Genomic DNA, 20563 nt, shown 5'->3' with positions numbered 1-20563 from the left:
CATGAATGCCCTGAACCATAGGCGGTAAGAGAAGCAGAGCTCGGGACCGGGCGCGCCAGAAGCGTTAGCGAAAGCACTTGCTCCACAATGCGTCCGCCTCGGCACCGGAGGGGAGGAAAGTCAGCTCGAAGTCCCGCTGCGCCTCCAGTACTTCGTCTGGATCGGTGGTCGTCAGCAGCACCTCTAGCTCGTGCCCCAGCCGCTCCCCCGGGACAGCTGCGAGGAGGTCGAAAGACGTACGACGCACGAGACGCCTGCTCACGAGAAGTACGACGAAAGCCCCCGCCACGGGCCCCCGGTTTGCTATGCCGACGGAGAAACCAGACCGAAGAGCCTGCAGCTCACCTTGGGACAGCTTGGCGGACCGGGTCCGGACCTCATCCCAGGAGAACAGCTCGGCTTGCTTGCTCAAGCGCATCCGCGAGTGGCGACGACGGCGGTACATCTCAGACGCAGCAAGAAGTATCAGCCCGGCTCCAAGAGCAAGGGCGATGGAAGGCCAATCTGCGTCGCTCATGTGAGGGGCTCCTGAAGGTTTCGTTTCCCGTTCGGTGTTGCGGGTTCAGGCCACTTTCGGGGTGGGCATGACGACCATCCTTCCGTCACAACCGAAACCCTCACAGCGCAGAAGTCAACCGAACCAATGGCAGCCCCCAGACGTGGGTCCAGCCGCTCGGGCATCTGCTGAGGATCTACTTCTTCTGGAACGCCTGCAATGCCTCTTCGGCGCGAGCCGCTCGTCGAGTGACGTTGCGAGTGAAGCCGACACTGCCTCTGAACGCAGAGGACTTGCGTATTCCTTCTGCGTCGTGCTGGAGCTCAATCACTTTCAGGCAGCGACTGCTGCCATCCAGATCGGCATCGTTCAACAGACCTGAATACGGAGCGACTCCCACGCTCACAACGTCCTTGGTCGAAAAACGGCGCGAGATGAACCAAGACCGGACGATCGTTTCTGAGCTGCCGATGACCAGACCCGATGTCAGGCTGCGCCCCGCCAAGAGGAGGGCCAGGAGCACTGCTGCCACGGCAAACGTCACATTCGCTGGTCCGGCGAGTTCACCTGTGGACAACTGCAGAACCACCAACGCCAGCGTCAGGAAGCCGATGGGTAGGGCGAGCATGCGCCCGCCCGCTCCTATTCCTCGAATGCGAACCGCGTTCGACGATTTATCACGCATGATGCCGACGCCTTCCCCGAGCAGGTGCTCGCCACGACGCAAAGACGCCATACCGTCCCTCGCACTTCATGGGCTCTTGAACGCTGGCCGCCAAATCTCCCACAAGGGACAGCCTCTGCATTTCCAGAGATCCGTGCAGCAGCCCCCCGCTCACCTTCGCTTGTTGATCGCCCCTCGCAGCGTCCTCGCTAGGACGACAAGCCTTTGCGGGCGAATGCGCTTGATCAAAAATTCGCTGGATTCCAGAAGGAGCAGATCGAAGACGCGCCCAGCTACTTTGACGCGCAGGACGGGAGCGGGCAAGTGTTCACTCGAAGATGAGCCGTAGAGGTCTTGGATCTCCCTCGTTTCAAGTGATGCAACCACGTGAAGCTTTCGAAACCCCTGCCAGAAGTCGATGCGCTCCCCCCTGACGACGACTACATACGTTCTGATCGAGAAACCGTGGTCGCGCCCCAGTGCCCCCCGGAAGCTTTTCGCGTCCCAGATTCCCTCGAAGATCTCAACTGCGTCACCCGATGTCGCAGTGATTCTCTTCATGCGCCCCGAGCGCAAGGAGCCGTAGACATAGATTCCGCCAATGATCACTGTTGCGCCGAACAGGCGGAGCAAGAGCGTACGGGCCACGTCAGAGCGATCTTCGGTCGGCCCGAATAGCTCTGGGAGCAGGGCAAGGGTTGGAGCCAAACCGATGAGGATCACGCCGTACGTAAGCGCTGAACCAAAGACAGAAGGTGCGGGGGGATTGTCTCTGTCCTGAAGAGGTGCAGGCCACTCCGGGTGCGTCATCTTCGTCTTGTCCAATCAACTCCGGTCCACATCCCACTTACGACGAGTCCAGCCACGGCGCCTATGCGGCCTGGGAACATATTCGTAGCCGCTCCCGTGATGCCTTCGGCCTTGCATCGAGGTGACCAACGCGAACCGATGCAACTAAACAGTGCGGACCCGAGCCCGGTGACGGCTGCCGTTATCCCTAGACCGGCACCAAGATACGGGACCGCTCTCAGGGGAAGGTACGACGCGGTTGCCCATGTCGAGATAGTTCCGAGCCGGCGTCCCGACTTCTTGAAATTAGCTCGTCTCTTTGCGGCGCTGATAGGGGTGAAACACCGCCCTCTGGCGCCCTGAGTCATTCCTGCAGGGCAGGTCGGTTTTTTGTAAGCCCGGGTTTTGGGTCGCGAGCACGACCTTCGGAAGCAGGGCCTGGCCTGACCACTCAAGTCGTAATCGTTGAGAGGGTCAGCGACATACCCGTAGTCGTTGTCGACGCCGCCTTCGACCGGGTCGACTTCGAGGAACCGTCCGAGACCGGCGACGTATGGCCGCGCGCCCATCTCGATGGTGGCGAGGGTGCTGAGGTGCTCGCTGAGCTTCTGGTGTCGGCCGAGCCAGCCGTAGTCGGCGTCACCGGGCTCGTTGTCGGGCCCTGCTTGGTTCGCCGACACCGTACCCAACGCACCCGTCACCGGATCCATGGTCTGGCCGAACGGGTCGTACACGGCAAGCCCAGCAGACCGGGTGCCGGCCTGGTCAGCCGTGACGATGACGTCACCGTGGATGTTCGGGTACGACCACGACTGCGAGCCCACCCCCATCGACACCAACACCGAACCGGGCAGCGAGACCACGGCCGATTGGCTGGCAGCAGCGGAGTGGGGTAATGGCCTCCTGCGGATCGCGGCACGATTAGTCGACTCGAGCAACCGCCAGCAGCGACCGTTTTACAGTGCATCAGGGGCGGGCACGAGCTTTTTGATGGTACGCGCGATGCGCGCACCCCAGTCTCCCGGTATCCAAAACGAGTCTGTCCCCGAGAGATTCACCGCAACCCCATACAAATCTTCAGCTACCGCATCGCTAGGACGTCCATGCTCGAGGGCCACACGGAGGCTGTTCCAATCACGGACAGCACGCCGCGCAACGGGCGACAGTGCTAGCTGGGAGCCATTTCCGACCACATGCCACAAGTCGTCAACAAGCTCCAATGCCCGATCCGGACTGTCGCGTATGCGCAAAATGGCTCTCAGCACTGACAAATCCTCGTCAGAAAAGACATATGACGCGGCATTATTGGGGCACGCTACCGTCATTGTCGAGGGCAACGTGGGCCACATGTTGCCTCCACTGAAAAGTGCGTCGACAATCCAGGCTTCCCCGGATGTCAGGTTCGCGCGGATAGATTCGTCAGAGAAGTCGGGAACGCCGTCAAGCCATATCGGCTTCGGGCCCCATAGCTCATCGAGGAAGTAATCGGGGCCGAAGAGCAGCCGAGTGATTTCGTCGGAATCCCGAGGAGGAGGAACTTTCCAGTCCCTGCGAAGCTCCCTGCGACTCGTGATTGGATCTACCCACAGCATACGACTGTGAAAGAAGTCCCATGGTAGCCATGATGGCCTGAGACCCGGCGAATCGGTCAAAACGTCATCCCGCGCGGAATCAGGCAACATACCAAGAAAAGTCGAACTACCTCGTGCCGAAGAAAAGGCCACACGGGCCTCGGTGAAAGGACGACGACGTTCGCGCCGATCTGCGTTAGTAGTGAAAAACATGAACCGCCCGGCTCCGCCCCTCGGCACCGAAGCAAGAAATGGTAGTCAATTCGCCTTTCAGCTAGCTATCTATTTTCGAAGTCCGCCAAAACGTCGGCACGAAGCCTTGATAATTTTGACAGGCGTAGTCTTATGTCCACCAAGACCCAGACTGCTATCACGGCGAAGGCGACCCCTCCGACAACGTAGCTAAGCATGCTCGCCCCAGCATCCAACCCGAGCATGAAACTGCCGACGGCTAGCCCAACCATTATTACTGAAGACAAGAAGGCAGAACTTATGAGCCTAACGCGCTCAAAGGCGAGAGTCTTTACACACGCATCCTTGTCATAGCCTGCGAGACCCCGATCAAGAATTATAGCATAATGTAGTTCAGAATATGTGACGCAACCCGATCCTTCGCGACGCCGCAGTATTTCATTTTTAATCCACGAGCCTAGAGCAGCGCCCGCAAAACCACTTGTAACGCCAGCTACGGATGTGAGCCCAAGAGAATCGAAGTACAGGGAGGCTACAACGGCACCTGTAATAAAGAATAAAATACCGGCAGCCGTAATCGCAGCCGGACCCGAGAGTCCATGTTTCATTCTACACCCGACATTAACCACAAGTTTCATTTTCGGCGCCCATGCCCTCGTAGCTTCCGCGCCATTGTCACAGCACCTCGATGAGCGAATTTTCCCGTCGATACAAAATATTTAGTCTTCATGGGTTTCATCGCATGCCGCCCTACACCTGTTAGTCCCAGCATGCGCACCTGATCAAGGCCCGCACGTCGCGCTAGGCTACCCAGAGATCCCCCTACTAGGCCGATCTTGGCCCCCTGAGATGCGCCAGAAATTACATGCTTGCTGAACTTCTCCCTTCGGTGATTTGCTGCCCAGTTCGCAGCACCTAGTGCGGCTCCAGTGGCGGCACCGACTACGACGCAACCTACAAGAGTTGCGCACAATGCTGCCGTAGCCAAACCAATTGCAAAGCCTCGTGCCACAGGGCTATCGAGAAGCTTTTTGCCTACTCGACCTGCTGACGACCAGAAGTTTCCCCATTTCGATTCACCTGTAAGGTCAAAATCGTTGACGGGGTCTGTCGGGTAGACGTAGTCGTTGTCGACGCCGCCTTCGACCGGGTCGACTTCGAGGAACCGCCCGAGACCGGCGACGTATGGCCGCGCACCCATCTCGATGATGGCGAGGGTGCCGAGGTGCTCGCTGAGCTTCTGGTGTCGGCCGAGCCAGCCGTAGTCGGCGTCACCGGGCTCGTTGTCGGGCCCTGCTTGGTTCGCCGGAACCGTGCCCAACGCACCCGTCACCGGATCCATGGTCTGGCCGAACGGGTCGTACACGGCAAGCCCAGCAGACCGGGTGCCGGTCTGGTCGGCCGTGACGATGACGTCCCCGTGGATGTTCGGGTACGACCACGACTGCGAGCCCACCCCCATCGACACCAACACCGAACCGGGCAGCGAGACCACGGACGAGGTCACGGCGCCCCGGTCATCGAGTTCCAGATCCGGGCTGTCCCCACCCCCGGAGAAGGAATACGTCGTCGACGTGGACACCCCCGCCTTCGTGGTCTGCGTTCGCTTCACGATCCGATCGGTGGCGTCACGCTGATAGACGACCTTGCTGCCGTCATCCAACACCGTGGTCAGGTGCCGATCAGCACTGTCGTAGGTCATGACCTGATCGGCGAGACGTGTGGTGTTCCCGTGAGCGTCGTAGGTGATCTTCGCTGCCGGTATCGTCTGCACCGTCGGCGTCGCACCCGCCGGAGGCGCGGTCACGGTGGTCGACAAGAGCCGGTCCGAGGTGTCGTAGCACGACGTCGTGACCGACGCCGCGCCTCCGTCCTGGGCGTCCGTCGAGGAGGTCCGGTTGCCGTTCCGCCCGGCCGCTGCGGCACCACAGGTGGCGCTGGCGAAGGAGTACGTCAGCTGGTGCCTCGGGATCGATGCCGTGATCAGCCGGCCAGCGGCGTCGTACCCGTAGGACGACACGTTCGATACAGCCCCCGAGGTCGCGGTGTCGGTCAGGATGCGTCCTGACTGGGACCGGACGACCTGATCGGTCACCGATGGCTGCCCGTTCGGGAACGCCCACGTCAGCCCGGTGAGGGCACCAGCAGCGTTCTTCTGGATGGACTGCAGCACGGACCCGTTGCCGAAGTTCCCTGCACCGGCCGGGTATGACACCGAGACGAGCTCGCCCCGGTCGTAGACCGGGAGCGCCAGGACGGCACCGTCGTAGGTGACCTCCGTGATCCGGCTGTCCGCGTCGTACTCGAACGCCTGCCTGTGAGGCGCCCCCTCGGCGGCCCTGGTGGTGGTCGACCTGACCTTGCCCGTGGGGTCGTAGGCGGTGGTGGTGACGGTGTCCCAGACGTCCCTGTAGCTCACGACCTGGCCGAGCAGATCGATCTCTGTCGTGATGGTGCTGTTCTCGTTGGAACCTGCGACGGAGCCGTCGGAGACGCTCGACTTCAGGGGGTCACCGCCGACGGCGAAGTTCGTTTCGGTCGTTCTGGCGGGGCTGTCTTTCGTAGCGGTGGTCACCGCTGTGGTGGTACGTCCGCGGTCGTCGTAGGTGATGCACGCCCAGCCGGTGTCACCTGTGCGCTGGGTACCGACGACTCGACCGAGGACGTCGTAGACCATGGTGGTCACCATCCCTGCGGCCTGTGTGACGGTCTTGACCGCACCGTACTGGGGCGTTCCGGCAGGCACCTCACAGACATCCGCGAGCGTCTTGTCCCCGTCGTCGTAATACTCGGTTTTCGTCTGTCCAGCCGCGGCCTGAGCCGGCAGCGTGCGTGTCAGGCGGCGGAGGTGACCCTTTCCGCCGACGCTTTCGTAGGTCGTCGCGCTCTTCAGGGCCAGCCCTGCCGGGTCCTCGACGGTCGCGGTCGGCTGGCCGAGCCACGGGTTGGCGTACTCGGTCGTGCTCGTCTGCGACGGCACCTGAGCGCTCGAGATCCCTGCCACACCGGCCGGGGCCGCGTCGTCGGTCGTGCTCGAGGTCGCCAGACCGTAGTCCGGGGTGAGCGCGGTTCCGGGGACGACGGCCTTGGCGGTGCCGGGTCCCGTCCAGAAGAGACCGAGGGTCGCGTTCGCGGTCTTGTCGAGGTAGTGGATGCGGATGCGGGCCTGCTGGTTCGCCGCCGTCGTGGTGATCGTGACACCCGGGGCGTCGTGCACGGCGCCCGGTGCCGGGTCGGCCGGGGACGGGATGTCATCGATCCACACCTGGCTGGCGTCATCGGCGCGGGTGTTCACCGTCCAGGTGCCCGCGGTCGGGAACGTGATCAGCCCCGTCATGCGCAGCGACCAGTCGTCGGCCGGGATGCCCGTCATCGGGGAGTCCATCACCCAGTCCTTGTCGATCGACCCGTCGGTGACACCCGGCAGGCCGAGACTGTAGGCCTTGGGGGCGCCGGCGAAACGGTTGTTGTCGTACCAGACCGCGTTCAGACCCTGGAGACCTCGGTCGTATGCCGTCAACGAGTGTGCCGGCGTGACGGGGCAGGACGGGACCGGTTTCCGATCGCTGCCGAAGCAGGACGCGGGGGCGGGCCCGTAGGTGTCGGTGGGGCGGTCCTGGGCGTTGTAGATCGTGGTGGACATGCGGCCTTGCGCGTCGGTGGAGGACAGTTGCATGTCCTTGCCGTTCCACACCTGACTGCTGGTCAGCCCCGACGGGCTGGTGGAGGTCAGCTGCCGCCACGCATCGTCGTAGGTGACGGTCATCGCGTGGGCACCGGCCGGGACGGTCAGGCCGACGACGTCGACCGTCGCGGTGCCGGCACCGGTGACGGGGCCGTACGCGTAGGTCTTCTGCGGGCGGGTGTCATCGGTCACACCGTCCGGGGCCGGGAGGGTGACGCTCGTCGCGCGCCCCTTGTCGTCGTAGGCGATCTGGGTCTTCACCGTGGGTGCGTCGACCCGACCCGTGTTCGGCACGGCCAGCCAGTCGTTGGCCAGGGAATCCCGCAGCGTGGTGAGCCTGCCGTCCTCGTAGCCGAAGTCGGTGATCTCGTCGCCGGGATCGACGATCCGGGCGAGGTTGCCCTTGGCGTCGTAGAACAGGTCGGTCACCGTGGCGTCCGGGTAGCTGATCTTGCACAGCATCCCCGACGGCGCAGCAGCCAACCCGGACGGAGGCGCGGTGCAGGGGGTACCTGCGGAAGCCCCGTAGGCGAAGGTCACCTGCCGCGTGTACGTCTTCGACGCGGTGTCGTACGAGAGCGGGTCGGACAGGGACTGGATCATCCCGGTCCCACCGACGTAGGCGGCGATCGGGGTGGCACGCTTGACGGCGTCGCCGGGACCGGTGACGGTCTCGACCCGGCCCGAGGCACCGAACACGGTGACCGTGCCGTCGTCCTCGGTGACCGTGACCTTTCCCGTGGCATCCAGAGCGACGACGCCGTACTCGCCCTCGGGCGCTTTGTACCCGGTGGACGCACCCGCGCCACCGGTCTTGGTGTACGTGTGCGCCGTCCCGGTGGTGTCGGTCAGGATCGCGGCGCTGTCGGTCACCTGGACGCTCGACCAATCGCCGGCGTCACCGTTCAACGCGGTCGACGCCGACCAGCCCGCGGGCAGGGTCTCCACCTGGCGGGAGAACCACGAGGAAGGAACGACGTAGGCATCGCCCTTGTCGTTCTTGACCCAGAGCTCGATCCCTGCGGCACCGGTGGCTTCGAAGTAGTCCATCAGGAACGGTGCCGGCTCGGTCGTCAGATCGAGTGTGGAACCCCACTGCGTGGTCTCGCTTCGAGATCCGCGCGTCCAGCCGGAGTCGTAGGCCTTGGTGCCGTTGATCGTGACGCGGGCGCCGTCGTCGCGGTTGACCCCGAAGGTGTACTTCCCGGCCGTGGGCACCTTGATGAAGCCCTTCCAGCGAGCAAGGAAGTGATCGTTCGGGACGGCAGGGCCTGGCGACCCCAGCGCCCAGTCGAACGACACGGCCGGGTCCGTGCGGACGAGCACAGGCGTCTTGCCGGTGAAATCGAATGAAGGCATCTCGCCGGCGGCCGGCGTGACGTCGTAGTACGACCCCGTCAGGCCGCCGACCGTGGGCTTGAGGCTGTTGTAGCTGAACGCCATGCCCATGCTGCCGCCCACGGTCGACACCGTCGGGGACTCGAATCGCAGGCCGACGTTGCCGTTGGCGAGGTTCACCGTCACCGGGCCTGCGGTGTCGACCGGTGCGGGCCCGGACTCACCGATCCGCTGGTTCACCACGAGGGCGTTCCGCCACGACGGCTGCGGCATGTCGTAGCCGTCGTTCGTCCGCACCGACCAGGTGTACCGGCCGCCGTCCTGCAACGTGTTCTCCGGCACCACCCAGGACGGCGATGCCAGCCACCCGGACGACACCACAGCCCCTGTGACACCATCCGTCCCGGTCGCGACCGTGAACTGGTACTGGATAGGGTCACCGTTGGCATCCGTCGACGTCCCCGTCGACAGCGTCGGCGTCAGAGCGGTGATCACGGTCCCATCCGCGATCGACGCACTCGATTGCGGAGGCGTCGGGGCCGGGGTGTTCGTCGAGAACGACCAGGTGGTCGAACCGCGCACGGTGGACGTGCCGAACTGGCCGTCGTACCCGTCACGGACGTACCCCTTCCAGTAGTACGTCTTACCCGGCTGCAGCACGCCCGCCGGAACGGTGGCCTTCGAGGCCCCCTGCCACCCGGAGAGCCACACCGGCGACACGTCCGGGTTCGGGTTCTCACCGATGCGGTACAGGTACTGCAGACCGGTCCGCTCGGGATCGAACGCGTCGATCTTCAGCGTGGGAGTCAGAGACGCCCGGCCACCGTTCGCCGGGGCCGGCGCAAGGGCCCCGCCCGTCTCGGGAAAACTCTTGTAGACGACATGGAGGGCTGAGTTGACGGGCTTGTACGAGTACACCTTCGCGGCCTCATGACCGCGGAGCATGAAGTAGGTACCGCGAGATTTCGCGTTCACCAACGAAGCGATCAGCTGGGTGAGACGGTCATCGTCCACCCCACCCGTGCCGTTGCCCAGATACCAGCTCCCGAGATGGCTGCCGACACCCGTGTAGCTGAAGGCCGTGGCGGCGTGAAGCGTGTTGAGGTACGTCGCCGGCGACCCACCGCCGGGGTAGGCGGTGTCGAGGTAGGCGTCGAGGATCTGCTTGCCGAAGAACTGCTCGTAGTCGTAGTGCTGCACCGTGCGCCAGAACTTGTCGCCACCGTCCCGGGAGTTGCCCACACGGGAGAGCCCGTCGACGCGGCTGACACCGTCGCTCCGGTAGGAGTGGATGTCGTGCATGTACCCACCAGCAGTGGTCGGGTCCACATGCACCGGGTAGACGCGGGCGTCGTCGGTCAACCAGGCGCGTTCCGGCGCGAGGGTGAGGGCCCACCCGGCGGTCGTCTTCTTCAGCGTCAGCGGGACCATCGCCTCGGCGTCGGTCTTCTCCCCCTCGACGCCCGAGGAGTCGTACATCATCGGCGCCGGGATGCCGAACACCGTCGCACCGCTGGCATCGGTGAAGATCACGGCACCGTTGTCGTCGATGCTCGCGTCGAGGCCGGGAGCGCTGATGTTCCACGTCCACGAACCGTTCTTCGCCGAGGGGACCTTCGACAACACGAGCTCTTCTTTGACCGTCCCGCTCGTCACCTGATAGGTCAGGTCGATGCCCGGGAACACGTCCGGGTAGCGCACGAGATCCGCCGGGGTACTCGACCAGGGGAACACCTTGCGGATGGCCCTGGTGTCCGCGGCCCCCACGAGTTGCATGCCCATCGTGTGGCCGTCGCGGGTCACGGTGACGACCGGCCCGTCAGCAGCGGTGTCGGCGAACACCGGTGCGAGGGGATGCGCGCCAGGCTGGATGTCGCCGTCGCGACGCTTGACCAGCGTCGTCTCGACCGGCTCGAACGAACCATCAGCCTGCTCGACGTTCACCGGCTCGGGGCTGATGACCGCCATCTTCGTCCCGTCGTCGCTCTCGTAGACGTCCTGGAACTCCGACTGGTCGACCAACGTCGCCGACTCGATGTCGAAAGCCTCGTCACCCTTCGGCGTGCCCTCCGTCACAGCCTTCGGCGCCTGCCCGATGCGCTGGGGAGCGGTCTCGAAGTCCTCGCCCACCGCCGGGACCGAGTCCCCCTCGGGAACCCTCGGCACAGCCGGGTCGACCGCGTCGGACGAGATCGGCGGAACCGACCCGTGATCCGGTGTCGGCTCGGCCGCCACCGCGGGAACCGCGACCAGCAACTCCGCCAGCAACGCGAACACCGCGACCGAACCCACCACGGCGCCCCGGCGCCCCCGACCAGACAACATCTGCAACCCCAACTCGCACGAGCCTCCGTGACCCATGTCACAACGAGAATAAACGTGACACACGAATGAGAAATACCCATATCGGAGAGGGTCACGCGGAGTCACGTGGGCTGGGGTACATGGGGCGCATCCTTCATGCCGAGAGTTCGGGAACCACAGCCCGTGAGCGACCGCCGGCAGGGGTACACGCCCGAGCAAGCAGTTACAGGACCGTTACCCGCCCGGGTGTCCGAGACGGTCTCGCCGGGAGACGGCGGCAGGCGTGGCCGTCACGAGACGTGGCCGCCGCGAGGGCTGGCGGTCGGGGCCGTTCCGTCGCACACTGGTGCCCAGCGAACGAGAGGACTCGTCATGGCCGACAGCGTGGTCGATCAGTACATCGCGGGGTTCCCGCCCGAGAAGCGCGAAGCCCTCGAGCGGGTGAGACAGGCGATCCATGCGGGGTGCGCCGGCGGTGTCGAGAGCCTGCGCTATGGGATGCCCGCGATCCGATTCGACGGCGGGCCGACGCTGTACTTCGCGGCCTGGAGCCGCCACCTCGGCATCTACCCCGTGCCCCGGTTCGACGAAGCCCTCGAGGGCGACGTGTCCCCGCACCGACGCGCCAAGGACACCGTCGCCTTCGGCTGGGGCCGTCCCGTGCCGGACCAACTGGTCGAGCGGATCAGCCGCGCGATCGCCTGCGGCTCGGCGACGACGGTGGACGCGCCTCCCCCGGCGTTCGCCGTCACGCACTGACGGCTCGGCGCGCGCACCGCGACCGATCCGGCCATGACGATCACCGGGTTTCTCGACGAGCAAGCCGATCACGCGGCCCTCGCGGCCCGAAAGTGGCTAGTTTCGACGAGAAAACCTCACCCCCGATCCCGAGGAGACCCGACATGAGCGACGCCACCCCCTACCCCGGCACCACCGGCCCCGCCACGACCACCAAGAAGACGATGGGCATCCTGTCGCTCGTCTTCGGCATCATCAGCATCGTCTTCTGCCTGTTCCTGCCCGTGCTGTGGATCCTCTTCGCCATCGCGGCCGTGGTGCTCGGCTTCCTGTCGCGCAAGCGCGAGCCCGCCGCGCGCACCCTGGCGACCGTCGGCATCGTGCTGGGCTTCATCGGCATCCTGGCCAACATCGGCTCGATGATCGCCGGCGCGCTGATCATGACGCAGAACTTCTAGCCCCACGTCACGCACGTCGTCGAGTGGTCCCGAACAGTCCTCCGCTGCCGAGCGGACGACTGTTCGGGACCACTCGTTCGTCGTGAGGCCGGGAGGCCGGGAGGCCAGGAGGCCAGACGTCAGGCGAGGCCGAGCTGCTGCAGGATGCCGAGGACGTCCGTCGACCCCCACCGATCGCTGGCCTTCCCGTCGCGGTAGCCGATCACCTGCACGTTGCGCACGGTGAAGCGCCTCCCGGTCGGCGCGTGGCCCATGAACTCGCCGGTGTGCGTGCCCGAGACGTCGCTGATCGTGACGAACTTCGTCGGCGTCGCGATCGTCTCGAGCACGGTGCGGTCCACGTCGCCGAAGGACTCCCCGAACTGCTCCCAGAACCAGGCGATGCCGCCGCCGCCCTCGGGTTGCCCGTCGGCGGGGTCGTGGTCGGTGAAGTCGTCGGTGAAGCGTTCGCCGAGCGGACGCTCCTGGTCGCGCATGCGCTCGACGGCGTCGAGCGTGGCCTGCCCGCCCTCGGTGATCTCGGTCGCCATGGTCGTGTCTCCGTTCCGGCCGCGAGGGTCGCGGCACCCGTCTTGCCTACGCCCGCTCGCCTGCCACTGCCACTGCCACTGCCACTGCCACTGCCGCGGGGTACGCCCCGGAGCCCGCCCGGCGTAGCGTCCAGGGCACCCGCGAACCAGAGAGGACCCCGCATGACCCGCGACCAGTACACCTTCGCCGACCCGCGCTCGCTCTACCCGACGATCAGCCCCGAGGTGCAGCACCAGGACGAGCCCGGCCTGCAGTCGCAGATGACGCCCGTGCCCGACCTCGGCGAGGAGACCTACCGCGGCACGGGACGCCTGACCGGCCGCAGGGCCCTGATCACCGGGGCCGACTCCGGCATCGGTGCCGCCGTCGCGATCGCCTACGCCCGAGAAGGCGCCGACGTCGCCCTGAACTACCTGCCGAGCGAGCAGTCCGACGCCGACCACGTGATCGCGCTGATCGAGGCCGCGGGCCAGAAGGCCGTGGCGATCCCCGGCGACCTGACCAGCGCCTCCTTCTGTCGTGAACTCGTCGAGAAGGCGGTCGACGGACTCGGCGGCCTCGACGCCGTCGTCAATGTCGCCGGCAAGCAGGTCTGGCACGAGGACATCGCCGACATCACCGACGAGCAGTTCGACCTGACCTTCCGCACCAACGTCTACGCGCCGTTCTGGATCGTCAAGGCCGCGGTGCCGCACCTCGCCCCCGGCTCGACGATCATCAACACCGCCTCGGCCGAGGCCCACACGCCCGCCCCCGACCGTCTCGACTACGCGGCGACCAAGGGTGCGATCAACAACCTGTCGAAGGGCATGTCCCAACAGCTCATCTCGAAGGGCATCCGCGTCAACGTCGTCGCGCCCGGCCCGACCTGGACCGTGCTGCAAGTGACCGACGGCGTCGACCCCGAGTCGCTGCCCGAGTTCGGCTCGAGCGAGGCCCCGCTCGGCCGTGCCGGCCAGCCCGCCGAGCAGGCCCCCGCCTACGTGTTCCTCGCCTCGGCCGAGTCGAGCTTCGTCGCGGGCGAGACGCTCAACGTGAACGGCGGCATGGTCTCGCCGTAGGGCTCGTCGAGAGGTCTCGGCAGACGAGAGGACCGAGGAGGCGCGGGTCGACCGGCCCGCGCCTCCTCGGTTCTCGACGCCTCAACCCGGCAGCGCCGTGGCGAGGTACGGCGCCGTGCGGCTGCCGGCCGCCCCGGCCACCTGCTCGGGCGTGCCGACGGCGAGCACGCGACCGCCGGCGTCCCCTCCGCCGGGACCGAGGTCGATCACGTGGTCGGCAGCCGCCACGACGCCCATGTGGTGCTCGACCACGACGACGGTGTTGCCCGCGTCGACCAACAGCTGCAGCTGCACCACGAGAAGTTCGACGTCGGCCGGGTGCAGCCCCGTGGTCGGTTCGTCGAGCAGGTAGAGCGTGTGACCCGTGCGCGCCCGCTGCAGCTCGGTCGCCAACTTGATGCGCTGCGCCTCGCCGCCCGAGAGCTCGGTGGCCGGCTGGCCCAGTCGCAGGTACCCGAGCCCGACCTGCCGCAGCGTCTCGAGCGCCCGGGAGGCGCTTGTCACCTCGCCGAGGAACGTCGCCGCCTCGTCGACGGTCATCGCGAGCACGTCCGCCACGGTCGCGCCGTGCCAGGTGACCTCGAGCGTCTCGTCGTTGTAGCGGGCCCCGTGGCACTCGGGGCACGGTGAGTAGCTGCCCGGCAGGAAGAGCAGCTCGACCGAGACGAACCCCTCGCCCTGGCAGACCTCGCAGCGGCCTCCGGCGACGTTGAACGAGAACCGTCCGGCACCGTAGCCCCGGGCCCTGGCCTCGTCGGTCGCGGCGAAGGCCTGACGCACCGCGTCGAACAGCCCCGTGTAGGTCGCGAGGTTCGAGCGCGGCGTCCGTCCGATGGGCTTCTGATCGACCTGCACGACGCGGTCGACCCGCTCGTGCCCGGTCGCGGTCTCGGCCAGCACGCCGCCGACGAGCGTGGACTTGCCCGAGCCCGACACCCCCGTGACCGCGGTGAGCACCCCGAGCGGCAGGTCGACGTCGACGCCGTCGAGGTTGTTCCGAGTGACGCCGCGCAGCTCGAGGGTGGCGACCGGTTCGCGGCGGACGCGCGGCTCGCCTGGGGCGCGACCGGCGACGGGTGGCTCGAGGAAACGTCGCGTGACCGAGTCCTCGACCCCGGCGAGCCCCGCGACGGGCCCGCTGTAGAGCACCGCGCCTCCTTGGCTGCCGGCGCCGGGACCGACGTCGACGACCCAGTCGGCACGACGCACGATGCTCATGTCGTGCTCGACGACGAAGACCGAGTTGCCGCTCGCCCGCAGCCGCTCGAGCACCTCGACGAGGGACTCGGCGTCGGCGGGGTGCAGGCCGGCGCTCGGCTCGTCGAGCACGTAGACGACGCCGAACAGGCCGGAGCGCAGCTGCGTCGCGATGCGCAGCCGCTGCATCTCGCCCGGCGACAGGGTGGGCGTCGCACGGCCGAGGCTGAGGTAGCCGAGCCCGAGGTCGTCGAGCACGGTCGTGCGGGCCAGCAGGTCGGCGGCGATGCGGACGGCGACCTCGGTGACCTCGCCCGAGGACGCGTTCGACACCGCGGCCGACGCGCTCGTCAGGGTCGCCGTCGGTCGCAGGACGTCGCCCAGCTCGGCGATCGGCAGGGCGTTCAGCTCGGCGATCGTGTGCCCCGCGAAGGTCACGGCGAGCGCCGCCCGGGTCAGGCCGCTGCCACCGCAGAGCGAGCACGGCCCGCTCTCGACGTACCGCAGCACCTTGGTGCGCTGGGTCTCGCTCTGCGAGTCGGCGAGGGTGTGCAGGACGAAGGCGCGGGCGCTCCAGAAGCGGCCCTTGTACGGCTTGGCGACGCGGTCGCGCTGGGGCGTCACCTCGACCACGGGCTGCTCGTCGGTGTAGAGCAGCCAGTCGCGGTCGGTCTGCGGCAGGTCGCGCCAGGGGCGGTCGATGTCGTAGCCGAGCACGCTCGTGACGTCGCGGAGGTTCTTGCCCTGCCAGGCTCCCGGCCAGGCGGTGATCGCCCCGTCGCGGATGCTCAGGCCGGGGTCGTGGACGGCCGACGCCTCGGTCACCTCGTGGGCGACGCCGAGCCCGTGGCAGCGCGGGCAGGCCCCGGCGACGGTGTTCGGCGAGAACGAGTCCGACTCGAGGCGGTCGGCCCCGGCAGGGTAGCTGCCGGCCCGGGAGTAGAGCATCCGCATCGAGTTCGACAGGGTGGTCAGGGTGCCGACGGTCGACCGCGAGCTCGGGGCTCCGCGACGCTGCTGGAGCGCGACGGCCGGGGGCAGGCCCGTGATCTCGTCGACGTGCGGGGAACCACCCTGGGCGATCAGACGGCGCGCGTAGGGGGCGACCGACTCGAAGAAGCGGCGCTGCGCCTCGGCGAAGATCGTGCCGAAGGCCAGCGACGACTTGCCCGATCCCGAGACGCCGGTGAAGGCGACGATGCTGTCGCGCGGGACGTCGACGTCGACCGCGCGCAGGTTGTTCTCGCGGGCGCCGCGGACGCGGACGAAGCCGCGGCCGAGGACGTCGGCGGGGGTGCCGGCGGGGGTGGGCACGTCGGGAGGTGCGATGTCGGGAGGTGCGATGTCGGGCATCCGGTCGATGCTACGGGTGCGCGACGGAGTGGGCCCGCGCCTCCTCGCCCCGACGGGGTGTCGGCGGGTTCCCGTCCTCCGGGGCGGGTCGGCGCTGACCCGCCGGAGAGGACGGGAACCCGCCGACCTGCCACGGGCGGCGAGCCTGAGTGTCGGTGGCCCGTCGTACCGTGTGCGCGTGCCCGAGCCGATCGCCGCCTGGTGGGCGCGACGTCAGACGTCGCGCGGCCTCGCCGTGCCCTACCCCGTGGGCAGCTACCGCGAGGCCTGGGCGTCGTACCCGGTGCTCGTGCGCCAGTACCGCCCCGAGCACAACTCCGGCGTCGTGCTCAGCCAGATCCCGCCCGCGGCCGACGTGTGGCTGTGCTGGCTGTGCGACGCGGGCCACGTGTTCGTCGCCACTCCGGACGAGCAGCGGCATCGGCCCGGGCGCGAGCGACGGCGGTCGTCGTGGTGCCCCGACTGCAGCGAGCTGGCGAAGCCGCGCGCGCTGCCGATGCGTCCCCCGATGGCGCCGGCTGCGGTCGTCCGGGCGCAGGCCGCAGCCGTGCCGGGGCAGACCGCCTGGTCCGATGTCGCCGACGACCGGAGCACAGGAGGTGCGGTGCCGGCAGCCACGACACCCCTGCCCCGGCGTCGCCGCTCCTCGAGCACGGGCCTGCCGTCGACGACGCCCCGGGTGGACGCGCCCCCGGCTTCCGGGCCCGCCGGCGAGGCCCGGCCGACCCGCGCCTCCCGGCCGACCCGCGCCTCCCGGCCGGTGTGCGACAAGACGCCGATGCTGACGACTGGCACCCCGTTCGTCAGCACGTGTGCGCCGAAGCCGGCGTCGGCGGTCGAGGCCGAGCTGCGCGCCGAGCTGAGCGCACGACTCGAGTTCGAGCCCGGGCTCAACGCCGTCCGTGTCGGGCGGCCGTTCTTCGACCACGTCGAGGTGTGGCCCGACATCGTGCTGAGCGAGCTGCGGGTCGCGATCGAGTACGACTCGACCGGGCGACACGGGCTCGAACACGTCGGGCATCGCGAGACCGCCGACCGCCGCAAGGACGCAGCCCTTCGTGCCGCCGGATGGCAGGTGGTGCGGCTGCGCACCGGCAAGCTGCCCTCGCTCGGGCCGCACGACCTGCAGCTCTCGGGGCTGACGCGGCAGACGGTGCCCCGGCTGCTCGACGAGCTGCGTGCCATCCGCGGCCCCCTGCTCGTCGACGCGTACCTCCGCCGCTGACCCTCGCCCGTCCCGGTGTCGCGGCAGGCCGCAGGCGGCGGGCGCCAGGCCGCAGGCGGCGGGCGCCAGGCCGCAGGCCGCAGGCGTCAGCCGGGTCAGCCGCGCAGGGCGAGCGCCTCGCTGCGCCAGCGGGCGTAGCGCTGCCACGGGTCGTCGACGCCTGCGGCCAGCGCCGCCACGTGGGCGTCGAGCTCGGCGCTCTGCGCGAACCACTCGGTGCGCCCGAACCTCGTCGCCGAGAACTGCCCGTGCCGCCGCCGTTCGACCAGGCGGTCGCCGCGCTCGAAGGCGAGCAGCTCGTCGTGCCAGAGCGTGCCCAGTCGCTGCCGGGGGTTCGACGACGTGCCGATCTTGATGCGGTCGTCGAACCGGATGTAGTAGACGACGTCGACCCGCACGACCCCGAGCTCGCCGTCGGGCACGTCGCCCTGGCGCCACTCGCAGACGGCGCAGAGCCACCCCGACGGCCAGTGCACGCCGAGCCGCGACCCGCACGCCAGGCAAGGAGATGGCAGCAGGTCGGTCACTCCCTCGCCGGGACCCTCGAGCGTGGCCACCCAGTCGGCGGCGATGGCGAGGTGGCGGTCGCAGAGCGGCACGGGTGACGCGGGAGCGACCGGACGACCGCAGGCGGCCTCGTCGTGTCGACCCGCGCCTCCTCGGCAGCCGTCGGGTCGGGATGTCGGGCGGGTCATCCCCGCAGGCTAGGTGCGGCCACCGACACCCGGTCTGCCTGTCGAGATGTCACGGCTTGCCGCTCATCTCTGGAGGTGAGCGGCACGTCGTGACACCTCGCCACGACCGGAGATGGGCCGGGTGGGCCCTAATCCTGCTCGTGGTCGATGCGCAGCCCGAGCGGGTGCGGCCCGAGCAGCAGCCAGACCGCGCCGGCGCCGAGCGGGAAGAGGACGGCCGCGACCGTCCAGACCGTGCGCTCGAGTTGCGTCGTGTCGGCCCGACGCCGCACCGCCCGCACGATGCTGACGACGATCACGAGGTACACCACCGCCACGACGATCGCCACCACCGCCGGACCCCAGTCGCCCCATGCACTCATCCGCCCAGCCTAGGGCGCTGCCCCCAGCCCGGCCTCAGTGCCCGCTCAACAGCGCGAGCACCGCGTCGTACCGCCCCTCGGCCTCAGCGTTGCGCAGGAACTTGACGCGCTCGACCAGGATCTCGTGGGCGTCGGGCTGCGCTTCGAGCAATGCCATCGTCTCGTCGAGGTACTCCTCGAGCGGCATGGCCGACGGGTCGTCCTGCTGGCCGAGCAAGGTGGTCTGCACGGCCGGCGGTACGAGCTCGACGACCTGCACGCTCGTGTCGGCGAGCTGCACACGGATGCCCTCGCTGAAGGAGTGGATGGCGGCTTTGGTCGCGTTGTAGGTCGGCGTGATCGGCAGCGGCACGCTCGCGAGCCCCGACGACACGGTCACGAACGAGGCGGCGGGCTGCGTCTGCAGGAACGACGTCCATGCGGCGATGAGGCGGATCGGACCGAGCAAGTTGGTCGTGACCGTCGACTCGGCGGTGGCGAGGAAGTCGCCGGTCGTGACGTCCTCGGTCTGCATGATGCCGGCCATCGCGACGACGACGTTGGTCTCGGGCCAGCGGCGCTGCACCTCGGCCGAGACGTCCACGACGGCCTGCGGGTCGGTCATGTCGAGCTCGACGGCCTCGAGGCCCGGGTGGTCGCGGACGATCTCGTCGAGCAGCGCCCGGCGTCGGCCTGCCACGACGACGGTGTTACCGGCGGCCTGCAGGCGCAGCGCGAGGCCCAGGCCGATGCCGGACGTGGCTCCGGGGATGAACACGGTGTTGCCGCTGATCTTCACGGTTGCTCCTTCGGGTGTGCCGCGCGGGGCGCGGCCGGTGGTGGTCGTCGCGCCGACGGTGGTCGGGGTGACGACCACCACTCTGACCCGCGGAGGCGCGGTGCGGCAGAGAGCGCTCGTCCAGGGATCGGTGCTCCCTGGCTGGCGCGTGCCGCGGCTGACAGCATGGAGCCATGGACCGCGCCGAACTCGCCGACTTCCTCCGCCACCGCCGCGAGACGCTGCGGCCGTCCGACGTGGGGCTGCCCGAGGGTGTGCGGCGACGCACCGCCGGGCTCCGTCGTGAAGAGGTGGCAGGGCTCGTCGGCATGTCGACCGACTACTACGCGCGGCTCGAGCAGCAGCGCGGCCCCCAGCCGTCCGAGCAGATGCTCGTGGCTCTCACCCGGGCGCTGCGGTTGAGCCTCGACGAACGCGACCACCTCTACCGCCTGACCGGTCACCATCCGCCACGCCGGACGCGTGGTGGCGACCACGTGAGTCCTGCCCTGCTGCGGGTGCTCGACCGCCTGGTCGACACCCCCGCGCTCGTCCTCAGCGACCTGGCCGAGACGCTCGCACAGAACCGGCTCGCGGTCGCCCTGCTCGGCGACCAGATGCGGTACGAGGGGTTGGACCGCAGCGCGTTCTACCGATGGTTCATCGACCCGGCCGAGCGCGCCTCCTACCCAGTCGAGGACCACCCTCACCAACTCGAGTTGCAGGCATCGGGGCTGCGCGCGGCGCTCAGCCTGGCGGGCGGCGGCGGGCGATCACGCGAGCTGGTGGAGGCGCTGCTCGCGTCGAGCGAGGAGTTCGCGACGATCTGGAGCAAGCACACGGTGCACCAACGCTTCGACGACCGCAAGACGCTGCTCCACCCGGAGCTCGGTCGCATCGAGGTCGACTGCCAGGCGCTCTTCACCGAAGACCAGTCGCAGACGCTGCTCGTGCTGACGGCGACGCCCGGGTCCGACGACGACGCCAAGCTGCGGTTGCTCGACGTGATCGGTGCAGGACGGTTCGCCGAGCAGGGCTGACTCGTCGGCGCACGCGCACCCGCACCAGCACCCGCACCAGCACCCGCACCCGCACGCACACCCGCGAAGATGGACGCACGCACGACGACGTGACCCCGAGGAGACCG

General features: G+C 67.9%; 15 protein-coding genes. 5 read left to right on the top strand and 10 right to left on the bottom strand.

The features are described 5' to 3' along the window. Positions 1 to 64: 64 nt before the first annotated feature. From EDF50_RS08385 to EDF50_RS08370, 5 genes are all read right to left on the bottom strand, one after another. Positions 65 to 517, bottom strand: a complete 453-nt coding sequence (locus EDF50_RS08385) for a hypothetical protein (RefSeq protein ID WP_148076794.1) — start codon at positions 515 to 517, stop codon at positions 65 to 67. 175 nt (positions 518 to 692) lie between these two features. Beyond that, positions 693 to 1232, bottom strand: a complete 540-nt coding sequence (locus tag EDF50_RS08380; RefSeq protein WP_148076793.1) for a hypothetical protein — start codon at positions 1230 to 1232, stop codon at positions 693 to 695. Positions 1233 to 1331: 99 nt separating this feature from the next. Beyond that, the gene (locus tag EDF50_RS08375) at positions 1332 to 1883 is read right to left on the bottom strand and encodes a hypothetical protein (protein ID WP_123519110.1); all 552 of its coding nucleotides are present in this window, start codon (positions 1881 to 1883) and stop codon (positions 1332 to 1334) included. Positions 1884 to 3798: 1915 nt separating this feature from the next. Then, positions 3799 to 4350, bottom strand: a complete 552-nt coding sequence (locus EDF50_RS16425; protein ID WP_148076792.1) for a hypothetical protein — start codon at positions 4348 to 4350, stop codon at positions 3799 to 3801. Next, positions 4347 to 11096, bottom strand: coding sequence for a PA14 domain-containing protein (locus tag EDF50_RS08370; RefSeq protein WP_123519109.1), 6750 nt, complete (start codon positions 11094 to 11096; stop codon positions 4347 to 4349). The genes EDF50_RS16425 and EDF50_RS08370 overlap by 4 nt, the downstream gene beginning before the upstream one ends. Positions 11097 to 11411: 315 nt before the next feature. Between EDF50_RS08370 and EDF50_RS08365 the strand changes: the two genes are divergently transcribed. Continuing rightward, positions 11412 to 11798 (top strand): iron chaperone, encoded by a 387-nt coding sequence (locus tag EDF50_RS08365; protein WP_123519108.1) that lies wholly within the window; start codon positions 11412 to 11414, stop codon positions 11796 to 11798. A gap of 143 nt (positions 11799 to 11941) precedes the next feature. After that, complete coding sequence (locus EDF50_RS08360) at positions 11942 to 12235, top strand: hypothetical protein (protein ID WP_123519107.1); 294 nt, start codon at positions 11942 to 11944, stop codon at positions 12233 to 12235. Between the two features lie 119 nt (positions 12236 to 12354). Here EDF50_RS08360 and EDF50_RS08355 read toward each other — a convergent pair whose 3' ends face one another. Beyond that, the gene (locus tag EDF50_RS08355; protein WP_123519106.1) at positions 12355 to 12765 is read right to left on the bottom strand and encodes an ester cyclase; all 411 of its coding nucleotides are present in this window, start codon (positions 12763 to 12765) and stop codon (positions 12355 to 12357) included. A 162-nt stretch (positions 12766 to 12927) separates the two neighbouring features. Between EDF50_RS08355 and EDF50_RS08350 the strand changes: the two genes are divergently transcribed. After that, on the top strand, positions 12928 to 13827 hold the full coding sequence (locus EDF50_RS08350; RefSeq protein ID WP_123519105.1) for an SDR family oxidoreductase: 900 nt from the start codon (positions 12928 to 12930) through the stop codon (positions 13825 to 13827). A gap of 81 nt (positions 13828 to 13908) precedes the next feature. On the opposite strand, the gene EDF50_RS08345 is transcribed toward EDF50_RS08350, so the two are convergent. Beyond that, entirely contained in the window at positions 13909 to 16377 is a 2469-nt protein-coding gene (locus tag EDF50_RS08345) for an excinuclease ABC subunit UvrA (RefSeq protein WP_123519104.1), read from the bottom strand. 178 nt (positions 16378 to 16555) lie between these two features. Between EDF50_RS08345 and EDF50_RS08340 the strand changes: the two genes are divergently transcribed. Beyond that, positions 16556 to 17602, top strand: coding sequence for a hypothetical protein (locus EDF50_RS08340; RefSeq protein WP_123519368.1), 1047 nt, complete (start codon positions 16556 to 16558; stop codon positions 17600 to 17602). Positions 17603 to 17697: 95 nt separating this feature from the next. Here EDF50_RS08340 and EDF50_RS08335 read toward each other — a convergent pair whose 3' ends face one another. The 3 genes from EDF50_RS08335 to EDF50_RS08325 form a co-directional block, all read right to left on the bottom strand. Then, entirely contained in the window at positions 17698 to 18297 is a 600-nt protein-coding gene (locus EDF50_RS08335) for a GIY-YIG nuclease family protein (protein WP_233570461.1), read from the bottom strand. A 128-nt stretch (positions 18298 to 18425) separates the two neighbouring features. Continuing rightward, the gene (locus EDF50_RS08330) at positions 18426 to 18659 is read right to left on the bottom strand and encodes a PLDc N-terminal domain-containing protein (RefSeq protein WP_123519103.1); all 234 of its coding nucleotides are present in this window, start codon (positions 18657 to 18659) and stop codon (positions 18426 to 18428) included. A gap of 34 nt (positions 18660 to 18693) precedes the next feature. Then, complete coding sequence (locus EDF50_RS08325) at positions 18694 to 19437, bottom strand: SDR family oxidoreductase (protein WP_123519366.1); 744 nt, start codon at positions 19435 to 19437, stop codon at positions 18694 to 18696. Positions 19438 to 19610: 173 nt separating this feature from the next. Between EDF50_RS08325 and EDF50_RS08320 the strand changes: the two genes are divergently transcribed. After that, entirely contained in the window at positions 19611 to 20456 is an 846-nt protein-coding gene (locus tag EDF50_RS08320) for a helix-turn-helix transcriptional regulator (RefSeq protein WP_123519102.1), read from the top strand. Positions 20457 to 20563: the final 107 nt, after the last annotated feature.

This window comes from Frigoribacterium sp. PhB24 (genome assembly GCF_003755185.1).
GTDB lineage: Bacteria > Actinomycetota > Actinomycetes > Actinomycetales > Microbacteriaceae > Frigoribacterium.
Note: the sequence above shows the minus strand (reverse complement) of the source record. Positions and strands in the feature narration are given on the sequence as shown.

What these genes read in the sequence shown, in the direction of transcription:
- EDF50_RS08385 (WP_148076794.1), bottom strand. Translation starts at nt 517, where the DNA reads ATGAGCGACGCAGATTGGCCTTCCATCGCCCTTGCTCTTGGAGCCGGG.
- EDF50_RS08380 (WP_148076793.1), bottom strand. Translation starts at nt 1,232, where the DNA reads ATGGCGTCTTTGCGTCGTGGCGAGCACCTGCTCGGGGAAGGCGTCGGC.
- EDF50_RS16425 (WP_148076792.1), bottom strand. Translation starts at nt 4,350, where the DNA reads ATGAAACTTGTGGTTAATGTCGGGTGTAGAATGAAACATGGACTCTCG.
- EDF50_RS08370 (WP_123519109.1), bottom strand. Translation starts at nt 11,096, where the DNA reads ATGGGTCACGGAGGCTCGTGCGAGTTGGGGTTGCAGATGTTGTCTGGT.
- EDF50_RS08365 (WP_123519108.1), top strand. Translation starts at nt 11,412, where the DNA reads ATGGCCGACAGCGTGGTCGATCAGTACATCGCGGGGTTCCCGCCCGAG.
- EDF50_RS08360 (WP_123519107.1), top strand. Translation starts at nt 11,942, where the DNA reads ATGAGCGACGCCACCCCCTACCCCGGCACCACCGGCCCCGCCACGACC.
- EDF50_RS08355 (WP_123519106.1), bottom strand. Translation starts at nt 12,765, where the DNA reads ATGGCGACCGAGATCACCGAGGGCGGGCAGGCCACGCTCGACGCCGTC.
- EDF50_RS08350 (WP_123519105.1), top strand. Translation starts at nt 12,928, where the DNA reads ATGACCCGCGACCAGTACACCTTCGCCGACCCGCGCTCGCTCTACCCG.
- EDF50_RS08345 (WP_123519104.1), bottom strand. Translation starts at nt 16,377, where the DNA reads ATGCCCGACATCGCACCTCCCGACATCGCACCTCCCGACGTGCCCACC.
- EDF50_RS08335 (WP_233570461.1), bottom strand. Translation starts at nt 18,297, where the DNA reads ATGACCCGCCCGACATCCCGACCCGACGGCTGCCGAGGAGGCGCGGGT.
- EDF50_RS08330 (WP_123519103.1), bottom strand. Translation starts at nt 18,659, where the DNA reads ATGAGTGCATGGGGCGACTGGGGTCCGGCGGTGGTGGCGATCGTCGTG.
- EDF50_RS08320 (WP_123519102.1), top strand. Translation starts at nt 19,611, where the DNA reads ATGGACCGCGCCGAACTCGCCGACTTCCTCCGCCACCGCCGCGAGACG.